Origin of the sequence: Streptococcus sp. HMSC073A12, assembly GCF_001812815.1 — a bacterium.
In the GTDB taxonomy this organism is placed as follows: domain Bacteria; phylum Bacillota; class Bacilli; order Lactobacillales; family Streptococcaceae; genus Streptococcus; species Streptococcus vaginalis.
In genome coordinates this window covers 1-19,581 of record NZ_KV810560.1, presented here as the reverse complement: position 1 = coordinate 19,581, position 19,581 = coordinate 1, and the positions used below count along the sequence as shown (strand labels likewise).

Sequence of the window (19,581 nt, the reverse complement as noted above, 5' to 3'; positions counted from 1 at the left end):
TTGAGGATGGATACTAATAAGTTAGTGTATTTGCGTTCTAGAAAGTCTCACTCGTCAGTAGGGGCTTTTTCTGTTATAATGGTTAAGAATAATTAGAAAGATTTGTGGGAGTCTCCTCCCAAAGAGGTATTTGTTTCATGTCTCAATCTTATATCAATGTCATAGGAGCTGGTCTGGCTGGCAGCGAAGCAGCTTATCAAATTGCTAAACGCGGTATTCCTGTTAAGCTGTATGAAATGCGAGGAGTGAAATCTACTCCGCAACATAAGACTAGTGATTTTGCAGAGCTAGTCTGCTCGAATTCTCTACGGGGGGATTCGCTAACGAATGCGGTTGGTTTGTTAAAAGAAGAAATGCGCCGTTTGGATTCAATCATTATGCGAGCAGCAGAAGCTACGCGTGTACCGGCCGGAGGAGCGTTAGCAGTTGACCGTGACGGTTTTTCACAAATGGTGACTGATGAGGTGACAAACCATCCTTTAATCGAAGTTATTCGTGAGGAAATCACCAAAATTCCTGATGATACGATTACTGTTATTGCGACGGGACCTTTGACAAGTGATACACTTGCTGAAAAGATTCACGCGCTAAATGGTGGAGCTGGATTTTACTTTTATGATGCAGCAGCACCGATTGTAGATGTCAATACAATTGACATGGAGAAAGTTTACCTCAAATCTCGCTATGACAAGGGAGAGGCTGCTTATCTCAATGCTCCTATGACTAAGAATGAGTTTATGGCTTTTCATGACGCTTTGGTAAATGCCGAGGAAGCACCGTTAAATAGCTTTGAAAAAGAAAAATACTTTGAAGGCTGTATGCCGATTGAGGTGATAGCAAAAAGAGGAATAAAAACCATGCTCTACGGTCCTATGAAGCCAGTTGGTTTGGAATACCCAGATGACTATAAAGGACCTCGTGACGGTGGATTTAAGACACCTTATGCAGTCGTTCAGCTTCGTCAAGACAATGCAGCTGGAAGCCTTTATAATATTGTTGGTTTCCAAACACATCTAAAATGGGGTGAACAGAAGCGCGTTTTTCGGATGATTCCGGGATTAGAAAATGCAGAATTTGTTCGCTATGGAGTTATGCACCGCAATTCTTACATGGATTCACCAAATCTCCTGACACAGACGTTCCAGTCTAAAAAACAAGAGAATATCTTCTTTGCAGGTCAGATGACCGGTGTAGAAGGGTATGTAGAATCCGCTGCATCTGGGCTGGTAGCCGGTATCAATGCAACTAGACTTTTCAATGGAGAAGAAGCTCTGGTCTTTCCAGAAACAACTGCTATTGGAAGCTTACCTCATTATATCACGCATGCTGATAGCAAACATTTCCAGCCAATGAATGTCAATTTTGGAATTATCAAGGAGTTGGACGGTCCACGCATTCGAGACAAAAAAGAACGCTATGAAAAAATAGCAAAACGAGCGCTACAAGCTATCAAAAATTATCAAAATCTCTAGTTTTCTTTTGGAAAAGATAGAAATAATGATGATTTGTTATAAAAGTATTAAAAAGTTAGGAATTCCCTAACTTTTTTGTATATTTTATGATATAATAAATAAAAATTTTGAAAATAGAAAGTTTTCTGACAATGAATCAATCCTATTTTTACCTTGAAGTAAGGGAACATGCATTAGAAGTGCCTTATAGCAAACAAAAGCGTCGTGTTCGAGTGCTACTTCCTAGAAATTATGAGCAAGATACTCAGAAATCCTATCCTGTAGTTTATTTTCACGACGGTCAAAATATCCTTTATAGTAAAGAGTCTTTTAGTGGACATTCTTGGAAAATCATTCCAACGATTAAGAGAAATCCCGATATTGAAAAAATGATTGTGGTGGCGATTGACAATGACGGTTTTAATCGAATGAATGAGTATTCTGCATGGAAATATCAAGAATCAACTATTCCAGGTATGCAATTTGGCGGCAAGGGGACAGAGTATGCGGAGTTTGTCATGGAAGTTGTAAAACCCTTTGTTGACGAGTATTATCGTACCAAGTCAGACCGAGCGCACACGGCTATGGTTGGTTCTTCTTTAGGCGGAAACATTACACAGTTTATGGGAATTGAATACCAAGAGCAAATTGGCTGCTTGGGTGTTTTCTCATCTGCAAACTGGCTGCATCAGGAAGCGTTCAATCGTTATATAGAACGCCATAACTTATTAGCAGATCAGCGTATTTATATTTATGTTGGAACAGAAGAAGCAGATGACACCGATAAAACCTTGATGGCTGGCAATATCAAGCAAGCTTACATTGATTCGTCATTAACCTACTTTCGTCAGTTAATTGCGGGCGGTTTAGATTTGGAAAATCTATTGTTTCATATTCAAGCTGGGGCAGAACACAATGAAATGGCTTGGGCTGAGCATTTACCTGATTGTCTTCGCTTCTTTAGTGAAAAATGGTAAATAAATTAATTAAGAATATGAGGAGAGAATTTATATGCATGTTGAATTTTTAAGTCATTGGAGTGGTCATTTAAATCGTGAAATGTATGTGAATCGTTACGGGCACGCTGGAATGCCTGTAGTCGTTTTTGCTTCATCAGGAGGCAGTCACAATGAATATGCAGATTTTGGTATGATTGAGGCTTGTTCATGGTTTATCGAAACAGGAAAAATTCAATTCTTCACTTTGAGTAGTGTAGATAGTGAAAGCTGGCTGGCTGATTGGAAAGCTCCTCACGACCGCGCGGAAATGCACCGAGCTTATGAGCGCTATGTCATTGAGGAAGCCATTCCTTTTATCAAGCATAAAACAGGTTGGTTTGATCCAATGATGACGACAGGTTGTTCTATGGGAGCCTATCACGCTGTTAATTTCTTTCTCCAGCACCCCGATGTCTTTAACAAGGTCATCGCCCTCAGCGGAGTTTACGATGCCCGCTTCTTTGTCGGTGATTGTTTAGATGATGAAGCAATTTATCAAAATTCACCAGCAGATTACATTTGGAATCAAAACGACGGTTGGTTTATTGACCGCTATCGCAATGCTGATATCATTGTCTGTACAGGACTTGGTGCATGGGAACAGGACGGACTGCCTTCTTTCTACACCTTAAAAGAAGCCTTTGAACATAAGAACATTCCAGCATGGTTTGCTGAATGGGAATATGATGTTTCGCATGACTGGATTTGGTGGCGCAAGCAAATGCCTTATTTTCTCAATCAATTAAACCTATGATTAGAAAGGAAACACTATTATGAACTATATCGTTATTTCACCTTATTATCCGCAAAATTTTCAACAATTTACTGTTGAACTTGCAAATAAAGGAATTACTGTTTTGGGCATCGGGCAAGAACCTTATGATCAACTAGATCAACCGTTGAAAAATGCTTTAACAGAATATTTTCGTGTGGAAAATTTAGAAAATCTTGATGAAGTGAAACGTGCTGTAGCCTTCCTTTTTTACAAGCACGGACCAATTGACCGCATTGAGTCACACAATGAATATTGGTTGGAGCAAGACGCAAAATTGCGTGAACAATTTAATGTTGTAGGACCAAAGCCAAAAGACTTGAAAAAGACAAAATTTAAGTCTGAAATGAAGAAACTCTTTAAAAAGGCTGGAGTTCCTGTCGTTCCTGGTCAAATTGTAAAAACCTTGCAGGCAGTTGACATGGCTGTCAGTAAAATTGGACTTCCGATGATTGCGAAGCCAGACAATGGAGTTGGCGCAGCAGGAACTTATAAACTTGAAACTACTGAAGATGTTGAACAATTTAAACAAGAGTGGGATAAGCAAACCGTTTATTTCTTTGAAAAATTCGTTGACTCTGAACAAATTTGTACGTTTGACGGATTACTGGATTCAAAGGGAAATATTGTGTTTTCAACAACTTTCGACTATGCTTATACTCCTTTAGACTTAGTTTTGAATCATTATGAAAACTCATATTATATTATAAAAGACATGGATCCCAAGTTACGTCAATATGGGGAAGCTATCATTAAAGCGTTTGGCATGAAAGAACGCTTCTTTCATATTGAATTTTTCCGTGACGGAGATGATTATATTGCCATAGAATACAATAATCGTCCAGCAGGTGCTTTTACGATTGATTTGTATAACTTTGCTCACTCCATTGACCTTTATCGTGGATATGCAGATATTGTGAATGGCGAACCTTTCCCACAACCTCAAGTCGAAGCACAATATGGCTTGGTTACTTCACGCCGTTCAACCTCAAATTATGTGTATTCAGAAGAAGAATTGCGTGCAAAGTACGGCGATAAATTAAAAGCAGTCAAAATCATGCCAAAGGCATTTGCAGACTTACAAGGAGATGTTCATTATATTTTGACAACACCAAGTTGTTCGGAAATCGATCGAATGATAGAGGATTTTGGGAAAAAGTAGAAAAATCTATTTGTGAAATTTTTATTTAGTCAATTCAAATCAGCTTGCCAGCAAGGTTAGCTGATTTTTCTTTGTGAAATTGTTCAAGCATAAATTTTGACAGTATTTTTTAGTTTGGATAGAATGAAATTATAGAATTACACTCATAGAAAGGCTCGACTATGTCAACTTTAGATAAAAATCTTATGCTAGAGATGTTTCGTAAAATGGAAGAGAGCCGTCGGATGGACTTAAAAATTGCCCAACTCGTAAAAAAGGGGAAAGTTCCAGGAATGACTCACTTTTCTGTTGGAGAAGAAGCAGCTAGCGTTGGAGCTATGCTGGCCCTCAATCCTGATGATTTGATTACTTCTAACCACCGTGGTCATGGTCAGGCGATTGCCAAAGGAATTGATCTGAACGGCATGATGGCAGAAATCATGGGCAAATATAACGGAACCTGCAAAGGAAAAGGTGGCTCCATGCACATTGCTGATTTGGATGCCGGAAACTTAGGAGCAAATGGTATCGTTGGCGGAGGCATGGGAATTGCAGTCGGTGCCGCCCTCACTCAGCAAATGCACCAAACAGATAAAATCGTGGTTTGCTTCTTTGGTGACGGAGCAACGAACGAAGGTATTTTTCATGAAGCGGTTAATATGGCTTCTATTTGGAATTTGCCAGTGATTTTCTATTGTATCAATAATGGATATGGTATTTCTGCGGATATTAAGAAAATGACCAATATAGAGCACATTCATGAGCGGAGTGCTGCCTATGGTATTCCTGGCATCTTTATCCCAGACGGGAACAACGTTATTGAGGTCTATGAAGGTTTTCAAAAAGCTGTTAAATACGTTCGAAGTGGTAAAGGGCCTGTCTTGATTGAAAGTGTTACTTATCGCTGGTTAGGACATTCTTCTTCTGATCCTGGTAAGTATCGAACGCGCAAAGAAGTAGAGGAGTGGAAGAAAAAAGACCCAATCGAAACTCTTCGTAAATACTTGCTAGCAAATCAGATTGCAAGCGACGAAGAGTTAGAAGCTATCCAAGCAGAGGTTAAAGAAGCAGTGGAAGCATCTGTAAAATTTGCAGAGGAAAGTCCATTCCCACCGCTTGAGTCAGCTTTTGAAGATATTTACGCGGACTAAGAGAGGAGATAAAATGGAAACAAAAACAATGTCCTTCCGTGATACCATTATCCTTGCTATGTCTGAGGAAATGCGTCACGATGAAAATGTGTTGTTAATGGGAGAAGATGTCGGTATTTTCGGAGGAGATTTCGGAACATCTGTCGGAATGTTAGAAGAATTCGGTCCAGAACGAGTACGTGATTGTCCAATTTCTGAAGCAGCTATTTCAGGAGCTGCAGCAGGATCGGCCATGACTGGACTACGCCCAATTGTAGATATGACTTTTATGGATTTTTCTGTCATTGCCATGGATGCAATTGTCAACCAAGCTGCTAAAACGCGTTATATGTTCGGTGGTAAAGGTCAGGTTCCGATGACAATTCGCTGCGCAGCTGGAAATGGTGTCGGATCAGCTGCTCAACACTCACAATCTTTGGAATCTTGGTTTACCCACATTCCAGGTTTAAAGGTCGTGGCACCTGGCACTCCTGCGGATATGAAAGGGTTGCTAAAATCTTCTATCCGCGACAACAATCCTGTTATTATTCTTGAGTACAAGTCAGAATTCAACCAAAAAGGCGAAGTTCCGCTTGATCCTGATTATACAATCCCTCTCGGTGTTGGTGACATCAAAAAAGAGGGAACGGACGTGACAGTTGTGACCTATGGAAAAATGCTCCGTAGGGTTATGCAAGCAGCTGAAGAATTGGTAGAAGAAGGCATTTCAGTAGAAGTGGTTGATCCTCGTACCTTGGTGCCTCTGGACAAGGATATCATTATCAACTCAGTCAAAAAAACAGGAAAAGTCGTTCTAGTCAATGATGCCCACAAAACTAGTGGTTATATCGGTGAAATTTCTGCTATCATTTCCGAATCAGAAGCATTTGACTATTTGGATGCACCAATTCGCCGTTGTGCTGGCGAAGATGTTCCTATGCCTTATGCTCAGAATCTTGAAAATGCTATGATTCCGACAGTTGAAAGTATCAAAGAGGTTATCCGTAAGACTTACAATAAAGAATAAAACTGAAATTGATATTGGCTACAACATTTATACATAACCAAAATTATGTAAATACAAAAACAGTTCAAGATTAAAGAACAATCAATAAAAAAGAAATAGGAGAAGCTATGACTGATGATAAGTTAAGAGCGACCCCTGCTGCTAGAAAATTAGCAGATGATTTGGGTATCAATCTCTATGACGTATCTGGTACTGGCGCAAAGGGACGCATTCACAAAGAAGATATTGAAAGTTATCGAGAATTCAATATTGTGAAAATTACGCCCCTTGCAAAACGTATTGCAGAAGAAAATAACATCGCTTGGCAGGAAATCCAAGGGACAGGCGTGCACGGCAGGATTATGAAAAAGGATATTCTGGCTTTGCTGCCTGAAAATGTTGACTCAGACAGTATCAAGTCTCCGGCTCAAATTGAGAAAGCGGAAGAAATACCTGACAACACCACTCCTTATGGAGAAATTAAGCGCCTTCCAATGACGCCAATGCGGAAGGTCATTGCTAAACGAATGGTGGATTCTTATCTGACAGCACCAACTTTCACTCTCAATTATGATGTAGATATGACAGAGTTGCTAGCGCTGCGCAAGAGGGTTTTAGAGACAATTATGGAAGCGACAGGAAAGAAAATGGCGGTTACGGATTTACTTTCTATGGCAGTTGTTAAAATCTTAATGAAGCACCCTTATCTCAATTCGTCTCTGACAGAAGATGGGCAAACCATTATCATGCATAAGTATGTCAATCTGGCTATGGCTGTTGGTATGGATAACGGGCTTATGACACCAGTGGTTTACAATGCCGAAAAAATGAGTCTGTCTGAGTTAGTTGTTGCTTTTAAGGATGTGATTGGTCGGACTTTAGACGGGAAATTAGCCCCAAGTGAGCTGCAAAACTCAACTTTTACGATTAGCAATCTAGGAATGTTTGGTGTTCAATCCTTCGGACCAATTATCAATCAGCCTAATTCGGCGATTTTGGGAGTCAGTTCAACCGTTGAAAAACCAGTCGTAGTAAACGGAGAAATTGTGATTCGACCAATTATGAGTCTTGGATTAACCATCGATCACCGAGTCGTGGACGGTATGGCAGGTGCTAAATTCATGAAAGACCTAAAAGAACTGATTGAAGACCCAATTTCAATGTTGGTATAAGAGAAAGTTTAAATGAGAGGAAAATAAAAACATGGCCTTAGAAGTAATTATGCCAAAAGCCGGCGTTGATATGACAGAAGGACAGATTGTTCAATGGAATAAAAAAGTTGGCGAATTTGTAAAAGAAGGAGAAATCCTTCTAGAAATCATGACAGATAAAGTCAGCATGGAGTTAGAAGCAGAGGAAGACGGCTACTTGATTGCTATCTTAAAAGGAGACGGTGAGATTGTTCCTGTAACGGAAGTTATCGGTTATCTGGGCGAAGAAGGAGAAAATATTCCGACTACTGTGGCTGCTTCAGATGCTAGTTCAACACCAACTGCAACCACAACTTCTAACGACGATAATAAGAGTGATGACGCTTATGATATTGTGGTTATTGGTGGCGGACCAGCTGGCTATGTGGCAGCGATTAAAGCAGCTCAATTAGGAGGCAAGATTGCCCTTGTTGAAAAATCTGAACTAGGTGGAACCTGCCTCAACCGTGGCTGTATCCCGACTAAGACCTATCTTCACAATGCAGAAATTATTGAAAGCCTAGACCATGCAGCAAACCGCGGAATTATCATTGAAAATCCAAGCTTTACCGTCAATATGGATAAAGTTCTGGAAACCAAAAACAAGGTTGTCAACACACTTGTCGGAGGTGTTGCAGGTCTGCTTCGCAGCTATGATGTTGATGTTCACAAAGGAATTGGTACCATTACCAAAGATAAGAATGTCTTAGTGAACGGTTCTGAACTTCTTGAAACCAAGAAAATTATCTTAGCTGGTGGATCAAAAGTCAGCAAGATTAACGTTCCAGGTATGGAATTACCACTTGTCATGACTAGCGATGATATCCTGGGTATGAAGGAAGTTCCAGAAAGTTTAGTAATCATCGGTGGTGGCGTTGTTGGTATTGAGCTAGGACAGGCTTTCATGACCTTTGGCAGTAAGGTGACGGTTGTCGAAATGATGAATCGGATTGTTCCAGCTATGGATGCAGAAGTCTCTAAGAACCTTCGGCTCATTCTTGAACGCAAGGGCATGACCATTTTGACAGAGACCAAGTTGGAAGAAATTATCGAAGAAAATGGCAAGCTCTGCATCAAAGTTGCAGGAAAGGAAGATATCATAGCTGATAAAGCTTTGCTTTCTATCGGACGCGTGCCTGATTTGGAGGGAATTGGCGAGGTTGACTTTGAACTAGACCGCGGTCGTATCAAGGTCAATGAATATATGGAAACTTCTGTTTCAGGAATTTACGCACCCGGAGACATTAACGGTACCAAGATGTTGGCGCATGCAGCTTTTCGTATGGGAGAAGTAGCTGCAGAGAATGCTCTCAAAGGCAATCATGTAGTTGCTAAATTAAATCTAACTCCAGCAGCCATCTACACTTTGCCAGAAGTTGCAGCAGTCGGTCTGACAGAAGAACAAGCTTGCGAAAAATACGATGTAGCTATCGGCAAATTCAACTTCGCAGGAAACGGACGAGCAATTGCATCTGATGCTGCTCAAGGATTTGTCAAAGTGATTGCTGATAAGAAATACGGAGAAGTTCTCGGTGTTCACATCATCGGTCCCGCTGCAGCCGAGTTAATCAATGAAGCCTCTACTATCATCGAAATGGAAATCACGGTGGAAGAAATGCTCAAGACCATTCACGGTCATCCGACATTCTCAGAAGTTATGTACGAAGCATTTGCAGACGTACTCGGCATGGCTATCCATGCCCCTAAGAAAAGATAAGAGACACTATGAAATACATTATCAATAATAGTAACGATACAGCTTTTAATATCGCTCTTGAGGAATATGCTTTCAAGCATCTCCTTGATGAAGATATGATTTTCTTGCTTTGGATCAATAAACCCTCTATCATTGTCGGACGTCATCAGAATACCGTGGAGGAAATCAATCGAGATTTTGTACGTGAAAATGGCATTGAGGTTGTTCGTCGTATCAGTGGAGGCGGAGCTGTCTATCATGACTATAACAATCTTAACTACACCATTATTTCCAAAGAATCTGAGAACAAAGCCTTTGATTTTAAGAGCTTCTCTATTCCGGTCATCAAGACCTTGGAAGCATTAGGTGTAAAAGCCGAATTTACAGGGCGCAACGATTTGGAAATTGACAGTAAAAAGTTCTGTGGCAATGCTCAGGCCTACATCAATGGTCGAATCATGCACCACGGCTGCCTGCTTTTTGACGTAGAATTATCCGTCTTAGCGAATGCCTTAAAAGTTTCCAAGGACAAGTTCGAGTCCAAAGGTGTTAAGTCTGTTCGAGCTCGTGTAACCAATATCATTGATGAATTGCCTGAAAAGATTACTGTCGAGCAATTTCGCGACCTCCTGCTAGACTATATGAAGAAAGAATATCCAGAAATGACAGAATATGTCTTCTCCGATGATGAACTAGCTGAAATCAACCATATCAAGGAAACTAAATTTGCTACTTGGGATTGGAACTATGGCAAATCGCCAGAGTACAATGTTCATCGTAGTACCAAATTTACTAGCGGTAAAGTGGAAATCTTTGCCAATGTTGTTCAGTCAAAAATCGAAAACATCAAAATTTACGGAGATTTCTTTGGAATCGAAGATGTAGCAGCAGTAGAAGAAGTCCTCAAGGGTGTTAAATATGAAAGAGAAGATGTTTTAAATGCTCTTGAAAACCTGGATATTTCTCGCTATTTCGCTGGAATTAGCCAAGAAGAAATTGCAGAAGCAGTGGTTGGCTAAATCACAAGACTATAACAAAATAAAAACATTCTTACATTTATTTAACTAAGGATGTTTTTTCTATAGTTTGAAGAAGTTGGTTATCAGAATGTTCAGATGCTTCTGGGATACACCACAGCCAATAATCGCTTGAAGAATATCCGCTTTGGAGCAAGTTCCTTATTATCGAACCCTACAGAAATTATTGGATAGATTTTTTATAAAGAGGACGAAACATCATAGCAAATGCGAGGTTTTCCTTCATTATTATATTGACAAGCAACTAGAAAAGTACTAGACTAAAGTTAGAAATACATCATAAAATGTCACAAAAATCTGTCAGACTTCTTCGTTTTAGAAAGGATGGTTACTATGGCTAAATTAGATGGAAAAGTTGCTTTGATTACTGGAGCGGCTCTCGGTCTGGGTCAGGGCATTGCCTCAGTCTATGCTAAATATGGCGCCAAGCTCTGCCTTTTTGATCGAGACCCTCAAGTAGAAGCAACTGCTCAAGAACTTCGTGACAGCTATCAAATAGATATTATCAGCTATATCGGTGATGTCAGTCGTCTAGAAGATTTGGAAGCGGCTGTCTCTCAGACTATCCAAGCCTTTGGGCATCTTGATATTGCCTGCTGTAATGCTGGTATCTGCAAGCTGGCGCCCTTTGAAGAAATGACAGACCAGATACGGGATCAACATATTAATGTCAATATCAAGGGCGTTTGGAACACTTGTCAGGCAACCATCAAGCCCATGTTGAAACAGAGAGCAGGCGCTATCGTCATCGCATCATCTGTGACAGGCGATTTGGTTGCTGATGCTGGAGAAGCAGCTTACGCGATGACCAAGGCAGCTCTGGTCGGCTTAACCAAGGCCTTGGCAGTAGAATATGCCGATCGCAATATCCGGGTTAACTGCAGCCAGCTAGGCTATGCTCGGACACCGATGGTCGAAAAAATGGCCCTGGAATCCAACCCAGAACATCCAGAAGTTCCTATTCAAGATATTGCGGCCGCTGTTCCAATGAAAAGATTAGCTAAACCGCAAGAAGTAGGGGAACTCTTTGCCTTTTTAGGTAGTGATGAATCCTCCTATCTTACAGGATCTCAAATCGTCATTGACGGCGGTAGTACCCTACCAGAAACTATGAGCATGGGCACAAACTAGCAGCATTTAGCTCAATTCAAATAAAAAATTTGCATACCTTAAATTATGCAAATTTTTTATTTTATAAGTTATCCAATGCATTTTTTTGTTCGTCATTAACAATATGGGTGTAGAGGTCTGTAACTTGAGTGCTGGAATGTCCTAGCTGATGACTGACCAAAACTTGAGATTTAGTAGCATCATAAAGTCGAGTAGCCAGCGTATGGCGGAGTTTGTGAGGTGTCACTCGAACTTTGAAATCTTCAGAATACTTAGCAACCATCTTTTCTACACTAGAAGCATCAATCCGGTTAGGAACACCTCTATATTCTGTCAAAAAGAGGGCAGTGTCTGATTTTTCCGCTTTGTAACGTTTAGAGCGAACCTCCAGATACCTTTCAAAATAAGCTTTGGCAAAAGCTGCAACATTGACAGAATCTCTTTTCCCGCCCTTACGAGTAACTTCAATGACCATCATTTTAAGATTTAGGTCTTTCAAATCAAGATTTACTGCCTCGGATAGACGAACACCAGATGCAAGAAGCAGTGCTATGATTGCCAAATCTCGCTCTTTATTTTTGTCAAAAGAGGAGAGAGCCCGATTTGATAAATTTTTAGGGTATTCTTCATCAATATAATTCAAAAATTGTTCAGTTTCTTCGCCCAAAAAGAGTTTTTGTTTGATGTTTTCAGCGCGCGCGGCTAAAGTCTCTCTCTTTTTCTTAGTAGACACTTTTTTCATGACATTACGATAGAAATAAGGTTCCCCATTCTCATTTTCCACCTCTTCAGTTAAATATTTATAAAGGCTAGAGAGAGCAGAAAGAGTGCGATTAATGGTGGTTTGCGATACTCCGTTCTGTGTAGTATTAACATTAAGCAATGGACGCTCCCGTAAGTAAAGAATAAACGCTTCCATATCTTTTTTAGTCATATTTTCCAATACTGACATAGGAATTTCTGCAATCTGCGGCCCATCATCAATTCCAGAGTCTAAAATCCAATGAAAAAAGCGATCATATTCTTTGAGATATTCATATAAGGTTGTAAAACTGTATGGAACAGTCAATTTAGACTGATAGTATTCCAAAACGTACCAAGGCATGATGGCCTTTAGTTTTTCAATTCTTTCTAACAATATTTCGCGTTTCATTAAGATATTCTCCATCATTTTCTATAAATAGAAGTATAGCACACTCCTGTATTTTTTTCAAGAAAATTATAGTTTTTCGGAAAGATGTATGTAAGAGTCTATTGAAAGATTCGTTTCTTTACTTTGTAATAGATAATACACAATACAAAATAAGATCGGTTGGAATCACTGAATTTTATACAACTGATCTTATTATATTATCAATATCGTTATATCGTTATCGTTTTGAATATCTTGGTTTTATTTTTTTATATGTTCTAGTTCAGTAAGTATTTTGCCATATTTCATAAAAACAATTCGGTTGGCGTAAGCTGATACCTTGCTATCATGAGTGACTAAAACAATAGTCACACCTTTTTTGTTGATTTCTTTAAAACTTTCCATCACTTTCTGGCTGATTTTTGAGTTTAAAGCACCTGTAGGTTCATCAGCAAATAAAAGTTCTGGTTGATTTATCATAGCACAACGCACGACAGATACCTGCGCGTTGTAATTGTTCTCCTGAAATTTCTCGAATACACGTTTATCATCAAATGTCAATAGTTTTTCAAAAAAATAAAACAGCCCACCAAATTGAACTGCTTTATTCCAATCATCATTTACTACAAAATATGTTTATTTTCGTTTTTTCTTAGCCTTTTTCATTTTATTTGCCATACGTTTCATGGCTTGTTTGGTTGCAAATTCGCCAATTTTTCCTTTAAGTCCGCCACCAAACATCTGGCTCATATCAGGATTACCAGCTCCCCCTAAAGCGGACATGTCCATATTTTGAAGGGCTGACATATCCATACCGTTCATATTTGGCATATTTTTCGGTAAATTATTAGGATTGAGCCCCATTTGCTTCATCATCTTATTCATATCGCCAGACATGACACCTTGCATGACGGATTTTGCTTGGTTAAAGTCCTTAATAAACTTATTCACTTCGACAAAGCTATTACCAGAACCTGCAGCAATCCGACGGCGACGACTTGGATTAAGAAGGTCGGGATTTTCCCGTTCGACAGGTGTCATAGATGATACAATGGCACGTTTACGAGCAATTTCGTTTTCATCTACCTTAAAATTCTTCATCGCAGGGTTGTTAGCCATGCCAGGAATCATCTTTAGCAAGTCTTCCATTGGTCCCATGTTTTGCACTTGATCTAGCTGGTCGATGAAATCATTGAAATCAAAAGTGTTTTCTCGCATTTTTTCAGCCATCTCAAGTGATTTCTGTTCATCGTATTCCTGAGAAGCTTTTTCAATCAAGGTCAGCATATCTCCCATGCCCAAAATGCGGCTAGACATCCGATCTGGGTGGAAAGTTTCAATATCGGTAATCTTTTCTCCAGTACCAGTGAACTTAATTGGCTTGCCAGTGATTTGCCGGACAGATAAGGCTGCACCGCCACGTGTATCGCCATCAATCTTAGTCAGAATAACCCCAGTTACTTCCAACTGAGCATTGAATTCGCGAGCCACATTCGCGGCTTCTTGACCAATCATTGCGTCTACGACCAGGAGGATTTCATTTGGTTGAGCTAGTGCTTTGACATCGCGCAGCTCATTCATGAGTTTTTCGTCAATTTGTAAACGACCTGCCGTATCAATCAAGACATAGTCGTTGTGATTAGCTTTGGCTTGCTCCAGGCCTTGACGAACAATCTCTACTGCTGGTACTTCTGTGCCTAATGAAAAGACTGGTACATCGATTTGCTGACCTAGAGTTTTAAGTTGATCAATGGCTGCTGGACGATAAATATCAGCAGCTATCATCAAAGGACGAGCCCCTTCTTCCTTCTTGAGTTTATTGGCCAACTTTCCGGCAAACGTAGTCTTACCAGCACCTTGAAGACCGACCATCATGATAATAGTCGGGATTTTTGGAGATTTGATAATTTCTGCCGTATCAGAACCCAAGACAGTGGTCAATTCCTCATCAACAATCTTGATAATCTGCTGAGCAGGATTTAACGTATCAATAACTTCATGTCCGACAGCACGTTCACGAACTTTCTTGATAAAGTCTTTAACAACTGGCAAAGCTACATCGGCTTCCAAGAGTGCCAAACGAATCTCTTTGGTCGCTTCTTGAACATCACTCTCTGAAATTTTGCCCTTGCGACGCAGATTTTTAAAAACGTTCTGTAAACGTTCAGTTAAACTTTCAAATGCCATAAAATGTATTTCTCCTAGTTATTGTTATTGATGTTTGGATATTTTTGAGCTGACAATTCACTATTCTCGATTGTCAATACTGGATAAAATCGAAATTTGCTCTTGTAAATAGGTATCATCTGCATACTTTTCCATTATTTGATCAAAAATCTGACTTCTGACGATATAATCTGAATACATGTGCAGTTTCATTTCGTAGTCTTCGAGAATCTTTTCTGTTCGTTTGATATTGTCATAAACAGCCTGACGACTAACTTGAAATTCTTCAGCAATCTCAGCTAGACTATAATCATCTGCATAATAAAGCTCAATATAATTCATTTGCTTATCTGTTAAAAGCGCTGCATAAAACTCAAAAAGAGCATTCATTCGATTGGTTTTTTCAATTTCCATAAAGATTATTATATCAAAAAATACAGATAAACTCTACTAGCGAAGAGCTTTACTCACTAAAAAACACTCTTAAATTACCAAGGGTGTTTACGTATATTAAATTATGTAAAACAGATCAGTTGTTTTCTAAATAAAATTCAAACCGTTCGCCGACATACTGACTTTTAACATATTCAAAAGCGGTGCCATTGTCAAAATAAGAAATCTGTGTCAAACCAAGAATGGCGTGTCCTCTAGGAATTTCTAAGTACTGCGCAATCTTTTCTTTTGCAAGACGAGCATAGATGGTCTGTTGAGATTTTCCGATTTTATAGCCATGTTCTTGTAAGGTTTGAAAAAAATGCTTCGTAATTTCTTCTTTATTAAAATTTTTGATGAATTTCTCTGGAATGGAAGCGACTTCGTAAACTACAGGAATATTGTCCGCATACCGCACCCGCTCCATACGAATGACGTTTTCCGTCTTTTCGATTCCTAATTTTTCGACTTCCTCTTTACTTGGCAATGTTCGGCGATAAGAAATCAGCTGGCTCGATGGTGTCTTGCCTTGGGCTTTGATAATTTCTGTAAAGCTAGTTGTGCCACGCATTTTTTCCTGAACTCGCGTACTGGCTACAAATGTACCACTTCCCATACGACGTTCCAGTACTCCTTCTTCTACTAAAAGAGTGATTGCCTGACGGAGTGTCATGCGACTAACTTCAAATTGTTCAGCTAAATCGCGCTCGCTTGGCAATCGCTGTCCGATTTTCCAAATTTCTTCGTCGATTTCTTTTTTTATTTGATCGTGAATTTTAATATAGGCTGGAAGCATAGTAACCCCTTTCAAGAATGATTTCCCCTCTTCATTGTATTATCAATTGAAATAAAAGTCAATCGCTACTTAATGTTATTGGAAAAAGTCTCTATTTTGTGTTAAAATAAAAAAAGAAAATTCTTTTAAGAAAGGGAAGAAATGACAACTACAACTGAATTGCAAGATGTTGAAAGAATTATTGTACTGGATTATGGGAGCCAATACAATCAGCTTATTTCACGCCGAATCCGCGAGATTGGTGTTTTTTCTGAGCTGAAAAGCAATAAAATCACAGCTGCTGAGGTTCGTGAGATAAATCCAGTCGGAATCATTTTGTCAGGTGGACCAAAGTCCGTATATGAAGCAGGAGCATTTGACATTGATCCTGAAATTTTAGAATTGGGTATTCCAATTTTGGGAATTTGCTATGGAATGCAGCTTTTGACTCACAAATTAGGCGGGAAAGTTGTACCTGCTGGAAATGCCGGAAACCGTGAGTACGGTCAATCCGAGCTCACTCATACTGATTCTAAATTATTTGCAGGAACTCCTGAAAATCAAATCGTTCTCATGAGTCATGGAGATGCTGTCACCGAAATTCCTAAAGGATTTGTACGTACTGGTACTTCTGCCGACTGTCCATTTGCAGCTATTGAACAACCTGAAAAGCAGATTTATGGCATTCAATTTCACCCTGAAGTACGCCACTCTGTTTATGGGTATGATATTCTACGCAATTTTGCTTTGAATATTTGTGGCGCCAAAGGCGACTGGTCAATGGATAACTTTATTGAAATGCAAATCAAGCGAATTCGAGAAACGGTTGGCGATAAACGTGTTCTTCTGGGTCTTTCGGGTGGTGTTGATTCATCCGTTGTTGGCGTTCTTCTTCAAAAAGCTATCGGAGACCAGCTTATCTGCATCTTTGTAGATCATGGATTGCTCCGTAAGGGCGAAGCAGATCAAGTCATGGATTCCCTTGGAGGAAAATTCGGTCTGAATATCATCAAAGCAGACGCTGCCAAACGTTTCCTTGATAAATTAGCTGGTGTATCTGATCCAGAACAAAAGCGTAAAATCATTGGTAATGAGTTTGTTTATGTTTTTGACGATGAAGCTAGCAAGTTAAAAGATGTAAAATTCCTCGCACAAGGAACGCTCTATACTGACGTTATCGAATCTGGTACAGATACTGCTCAAACTATCAAGTCTCACCATAATGTTGGTGGTCTGCCAGAAGATATGCAGTTTGAGTTGATTGAGCCTCTCAATACACTTTATAAAGACGAAGTTCGTGCGCTTGGTACAGAACTTGGTATGCCAGATGAAATTGTTTGGCGTCAGCCATTCCCAGGCCCAGGACTTGCCATTCGTATTATGGGCGAGATTACCGAAGAAAAACTCACAACTGTTCGCGAATCCGATGCCATTCTCCGTGAAGAAATCGTGAAAGCTGGACTTGATCGTGATATTTGGCAATACTTCACTGTGAATACTGGTGTTCGCTCGGTCGGTGTTATGGGGGATGGTCGAACTTATGATTATACCATTGCTATTCGTGCTATTACTTCTATCGACGGGATGACAGCAGATTTCGCTAAAATCCCTTGGGAAGTACTACAAAAAATCTCTGTTCGTATCGTCAATGAAGTAGACCACGTCAACCGCATTGTCTACGATATTACCAGCAAACCACCAGCAACGGTTGAGTGGGAATAGAGTTAATGAGCTAAAAAAAGCCTAGAAATCAATATTTCTAAGGCTTTTTATTTTGCTTTAACAACAATTTAACAACAAAAAAATAATTTTTCCTATAAACCATACTTATCTTTAATCTGTTTTTGAATATGTGGTTTTAAATGCCATATTTCATAACCTTCATCATTTGTTTCGACATACTCATAACTTTTAAGGAATTCTTCATCACTTACATACTCTCCATCATCAAACATTTTTTCTAAATCGCTGATAGAATTTGAATGTCGAACGTGATTTTGTTTTAATTGAACATCTTTCATCATAGAACCCCCTTGTATATGAATTATAACTAATAATACGGTAAACTTCAATAGTTTACCGTAGGAATCAAAAGTTTAATCAGACAGACTTTGCTAGTCAGATAAAACTTTAGATTGAAATTTTTTAGTATGCTGATTGCCATTAAATTTACTTTTTCTGATGTTATTGTCGCTCACCACTACTTTACCAGTCATTCTAGTAGCTACTTCTTTCATTGCATTTGGTCTTAAATGAGAGTACGTTCCAAGTGTGGTCTTAATATCAGCATGTCCTAGACGATTTTGCATTTCTAAATCATTCATTCCTAGAGAGAGCATAAAACTAGCATGAGAGTGCCTTAAATCATGAATTCTTATTGATTTTATTTTTGCGTAATCACTATGAGATTTTAGAACACGTTTAAGAGTTGATTTTACCAACGGACTATCTGCTATGGAAAATACAAATTTACATTCCCCTATTTGAGATTGTGCTTTCTTCCAATATTTCAAATGTTCTAATGTATCATCATCGAGATACAAAAGCCTTACACCTGATATAGATTTTGTATCAGTAAGATACCACTCTTTTTGATTTTTATAATACATTGAACAATCTATTAAAACTGTACCTTTTTCAAAATCAATTTTAGACCATTCAATAGCTTGTAATTCACTTGTCCTAACTCCAGTCATAAAGAAAAACCAAAATGTAGTAAAATACAATAATTCATAGATATTAGATTTATCAAATGTACCAATAAATAGCTGAAATTCTTCCACCGTCCAAAAATCGACTTTAGGGCGGTCTTTCTTTACGTTTCCCACCGTTTTAGCAACATTACTTGATAACATACCTAGTTTAACTGCTAAATCAAAGACTTGTTGTAAGATTTGATGAACAGAACGAATATAATTATTAGACAACCCCTCTATAAACATTGAATTTTGCCATTGCTTAACATGAGGAGCTTGAATATCCGATAACTTCATATTCTCAAAATATGACAGTCTTTTAAATTTTGATTGTGTCATATCAAAAGTACGTTTTCTTACTTGGCTTTTATAGTCTGGTATAAAATAATCATCAAGAAACTTTTTAAAGGTCATTGTGCTATTAACGGTTATAGAACCTTTACCAAAGTCAGCAAGCATACGTAAGCGCCACTCTTGAGCTTCCTTTTGCGTTTTAAAGCCATTTTTAAACTTTTGTATCCTTTTACCAGTCTGAACATCAAATCCTAGAGAAACAGTCGCTCTATACGTACCATTTGGCATAGGATAAATGCTAGAAATTTTAGGCATGTTCTGCTATTTCCTTGTCAATCAAATCGGCTTCATCAATTTTTACGCCTAAAATTTCCTCAACGGTTTCTAACGGAACACGACCAAGACCTTTGCTTTCATACCATGTTAACCCTTGACTAGCCAATTTTGCCTTTGCTTGCTTAACTAACATCATAGCTTGCCATGAACTAAACCCCAACTTCATTAAATCTGTTTTTATTACAAACATAGCATTTTTCTCCTTTTCATGTTATAATA

Annotated in this window: 19 protein-coding genes; 11 read left to right on the top strand and 8 right to left on the bottom strand. The window is 39.0% G+C overall.

The window, feature by feature from the left end; all coding sequences use genetic code 11:
- The first annotated feature begins 137 nt into the window (after positions 1 to 137).
- The 10 genes from trmFO to ucpA all read left to right on the top strand — a co-directional run bounded on the left by trmFO (position 138) and on the right by ucpA (position 11,552).
- Positions 138 to 1,472, top strand: a complete 1,335-nt coding sequence (gene trmFO, locus HMPREF2876_RS08425; RefSeq protein WP_024051531.1) for a methylenetetrahydrofolate--tRNA-(uracil(54)-C(5))-methyltransferase (FADH(2)-oxidizing) TrmFO — start codon at positions 138 to 140, stop codon at positions 1,470 to 1,472.
- A 131-nt stretch (positions 1,473 to 1,603) separates the two neighbouring features.
- The gene (locus tag HMPREF2876_RS08420) at positions 1,604 to 2,428 is read left to right on the top strand and encodes an alpha/beta hydrolase (RefSeq protein WP_024051532.1); all 825 of its coding nucleotides are present in this window, start codon (positions 1,604 to 1,606) and stop codon (positions 2,426 to 2,428) included.
- A 34-nt stretch (positions 2,429 to 2,462) separates the two neighbouring features.
- Positions 2,463 to 3,203, top strand: a complete 741-nt coding sequence (locus tag HMPREF2876_RS08415) for an esterase family protein (protein ID WP_070241694.1) — start codon at positions 2,463 to 2,465, stop codon at positions 3,201 to 3,203.
- A gap of 19 nt (positions 3,204 to 3,222) precedes the next feature.
- The gene (locus tag HMPREF2876_RS08410) at positions 3,223 to 4,383 is read left to right on the top strand and encodes an ATP-grasp domain-containing protein (RefSeq protein ID WP_070241692.1); all 1,161 of its coding nucleotides are present in this window, start codon (positions 3,223 to 3,225) and stop codon (positions 4,381 to 4,383) included.
- A gap of 161 nt (positions 4,384 to 4,544) precedes the next feature.
- Positions 4,545 to 5,513 (top strand): thiamine pyrophosphate-dependent dehydrogenase E1 component subunit alpha, encoded by a 969-nt coding sequence (locus HMPREF2876_RS08405; protein ID WP_070584669.1) that lies wholly within the window; start codon positions 4,545 to 4,547, stop codon positions 5,511 to 5,513.
- 13 nt (positions 5,514 to 5,526) lie between these two features.
- Entirely contained in the window at positions 5,527 to 6,519 is a 993-nt protein-coding gene (locus HMPREF2876_RS08400; protein ID WP_024051536.1) for an alpha-ketoacid dehydrogenase subunit beta, read from the top strand.
- A 107-nt stretch (positions 6,520 to 6,626) separates the two neighbouring features.
- Positions 6,627 to 7,670, top strand: a complete 1,044-nt coding sequence (locus tag HMPREF2876_RS08395; RefSeq protein ID WP_070584667.1) for a dihydrolipoamide acetyltransferase — start codon at positions 6,627 to 6,629, stop codon at positions 7,668 to 7,670.
- Between the two features lie 31 nt (positions 7,671 to 7,701).
- Positions 7,702 to 9,405, top strand: a complete 1,704-nt coding sequence (gene lpdA, locus HMPREF2876_RS08390) for a dihydrolipoyl dehydrogenase (RefSeq protein ID WP_070584665.1) — start codon at positions 7,702 to 7,704, stop codon at positions 9,403 to 9,405.
- A gap of 8 nt (positions 9,406 to 9,413) precedes the next feature.
- On the top strand, positions 9,414 to 10,403 hold the full coding sequence (locus HMPREF2876_RS08385) for a lipoate--protein ligase (protein WP_003034477.1): 990 nt from the start codon (positions 9,414 to 9,416) through the stop codon (positions 10,401 to 10,403).
- 351 nt (positions 10,404 to 10,754) lie between these two features.
- Entirely contained in the window at positions 10,755 to 11,552 is a 798-nt protein-coding gene (ucpA, locus tag HMPREF2876_RS08380) for an SDR family oxidoreductase UcpA (RefSeq protein ID WP_070584663.1), read from the top strand.
- A gap of 61 nt (positions 11,553 to 11,613) precedes the next feature.
- On the opposite strand, the gene xerS is transcribed toward ucpA, so the two are convergent.
- The 5 genes from xerS to HMPREF2876_RS08355 form a co-directional block, all read right to left on the bottom strand.
- Entirely contained in the window at positions 11,614 to 12,684 is a 1,071-nt protein-coding gene (xerS, locus tag HMPREF2876_RS08375; RefSeq protein WP_070584661.1) for a tyrosine recombinase XerS, read from the bottom strand.
- Between the two features lie 240 nt (positions 12,685 to 12,924).
- Entirely contained in the window at positions 12,925 to 13,224 is a 300-nt protein-coding gene (locus HMPREF2876_RS08370) for a hypothetical protein (RefSeq protein ID WP_224783692.1), read from the bottom strand.
- A gap of 75 nt (positions 13,225 to 13,299) precedes the next feature.
- Positions 13,300 to 14,850 (bottom strand): signal recognition particle protein, encoded by a 1,551-nt coding sequence (gene ffh / locus HMPREF2876_RS08365; protein ID WP_024051544.1) that lies wholly within the window; start codon positions 14,848 to 14,850, stop codon positions 13,300 to 13,302.
- 60 nt (positions 14,851 to 14,910) lie between these two features.
- Positions 14,911 to 15,243: a putative DNA-binding protein gene (locus HMPREF2876_RS08360; protein WP_003024506.1), complete on the bottom strand. Its 333-nt coding sequence runs from the start codon at positions 15,241 to 15,243 to the stop codon at positions 14,911 to 14,913.
- Between the two features lie 115 nt (positions 15,244 to 15,358).
- On the bottom strand, positions 15,359 to 16,057 hold the full coding sequence (locus HMPREF2876_RS08355) for a GntR family transcriptional regulator (protein WP_003024508.1): 699 nt from the start codon (positions 16,055 to 16,057) through the stop codon (positions 15,359 to 15,361).
- Positions 16,058 to 16,198: 141 nt separating this feature from the next.
- Here HMPREF2876_RS08355 and guaA point away from each other — a divergent pair, with 141 nt between their 5' ends.
- Positions 16,199 to 17,758, top strand: a complete 1,560-nt coding sequence (guaA, locus tag HMPREF2876_RS08350; RefSeq protein ID WP_070241687.1) for a glutamine-hydrolyzing GMP synthase — start codon at positions 16,199 to 16,201, stop codon at positions 17,756 to 17,758.
- 92 nt (positions 17,759 to 17,850) lie between these two features.
- Here the strand turns inward: guaA and HMPREF2876_RS08345 are convergent, their stop codons facing one another.
- The 3 genes from HMPREF2876_RS08345 to HMPREF2876_RS08335 form a co-directional block, all read right to left on the bottom strand.
- Entirely contained in the window at positions 17,851 to 18,060 is a 210-nt protein-coding gene (locus tag HMPREF2876_RS08345) for a hypothetical protein (protein WP_049519934.1), read from the bottom strand.
- 90 nt (positions 18,061 to 18,150) lie between these two features.
- Positions 18,151 to 19,341: a site-specific integrase gene (locus HMPREF2876_RS08340; protein WP_050203441.1), complete on the bottom strand. Its 1,191-nt coding sequence runs from the start codon at positions 19,339 to 19,341 to the stop codon at positions 18,151 to 18,153.
- Positions 19,334 to 19,552, bottom strand: a complete 219-nt coding sequence (locus HMPREF2876_RS08335; RefSeq protein ID WP_050203440.1) for a DUF3173 family protein — start codon at positions 19,550 to 19,552, stop codon at positions 19,334 to 19,336. The genes HMPREF2876_RS08340 and HMPREF2876_RS08335 overlap by 8 nt, the downstream gene beginning before the upstream one ends.
- Positions 19,553 to 19,581: the final 29 nt, after the last annotated feature.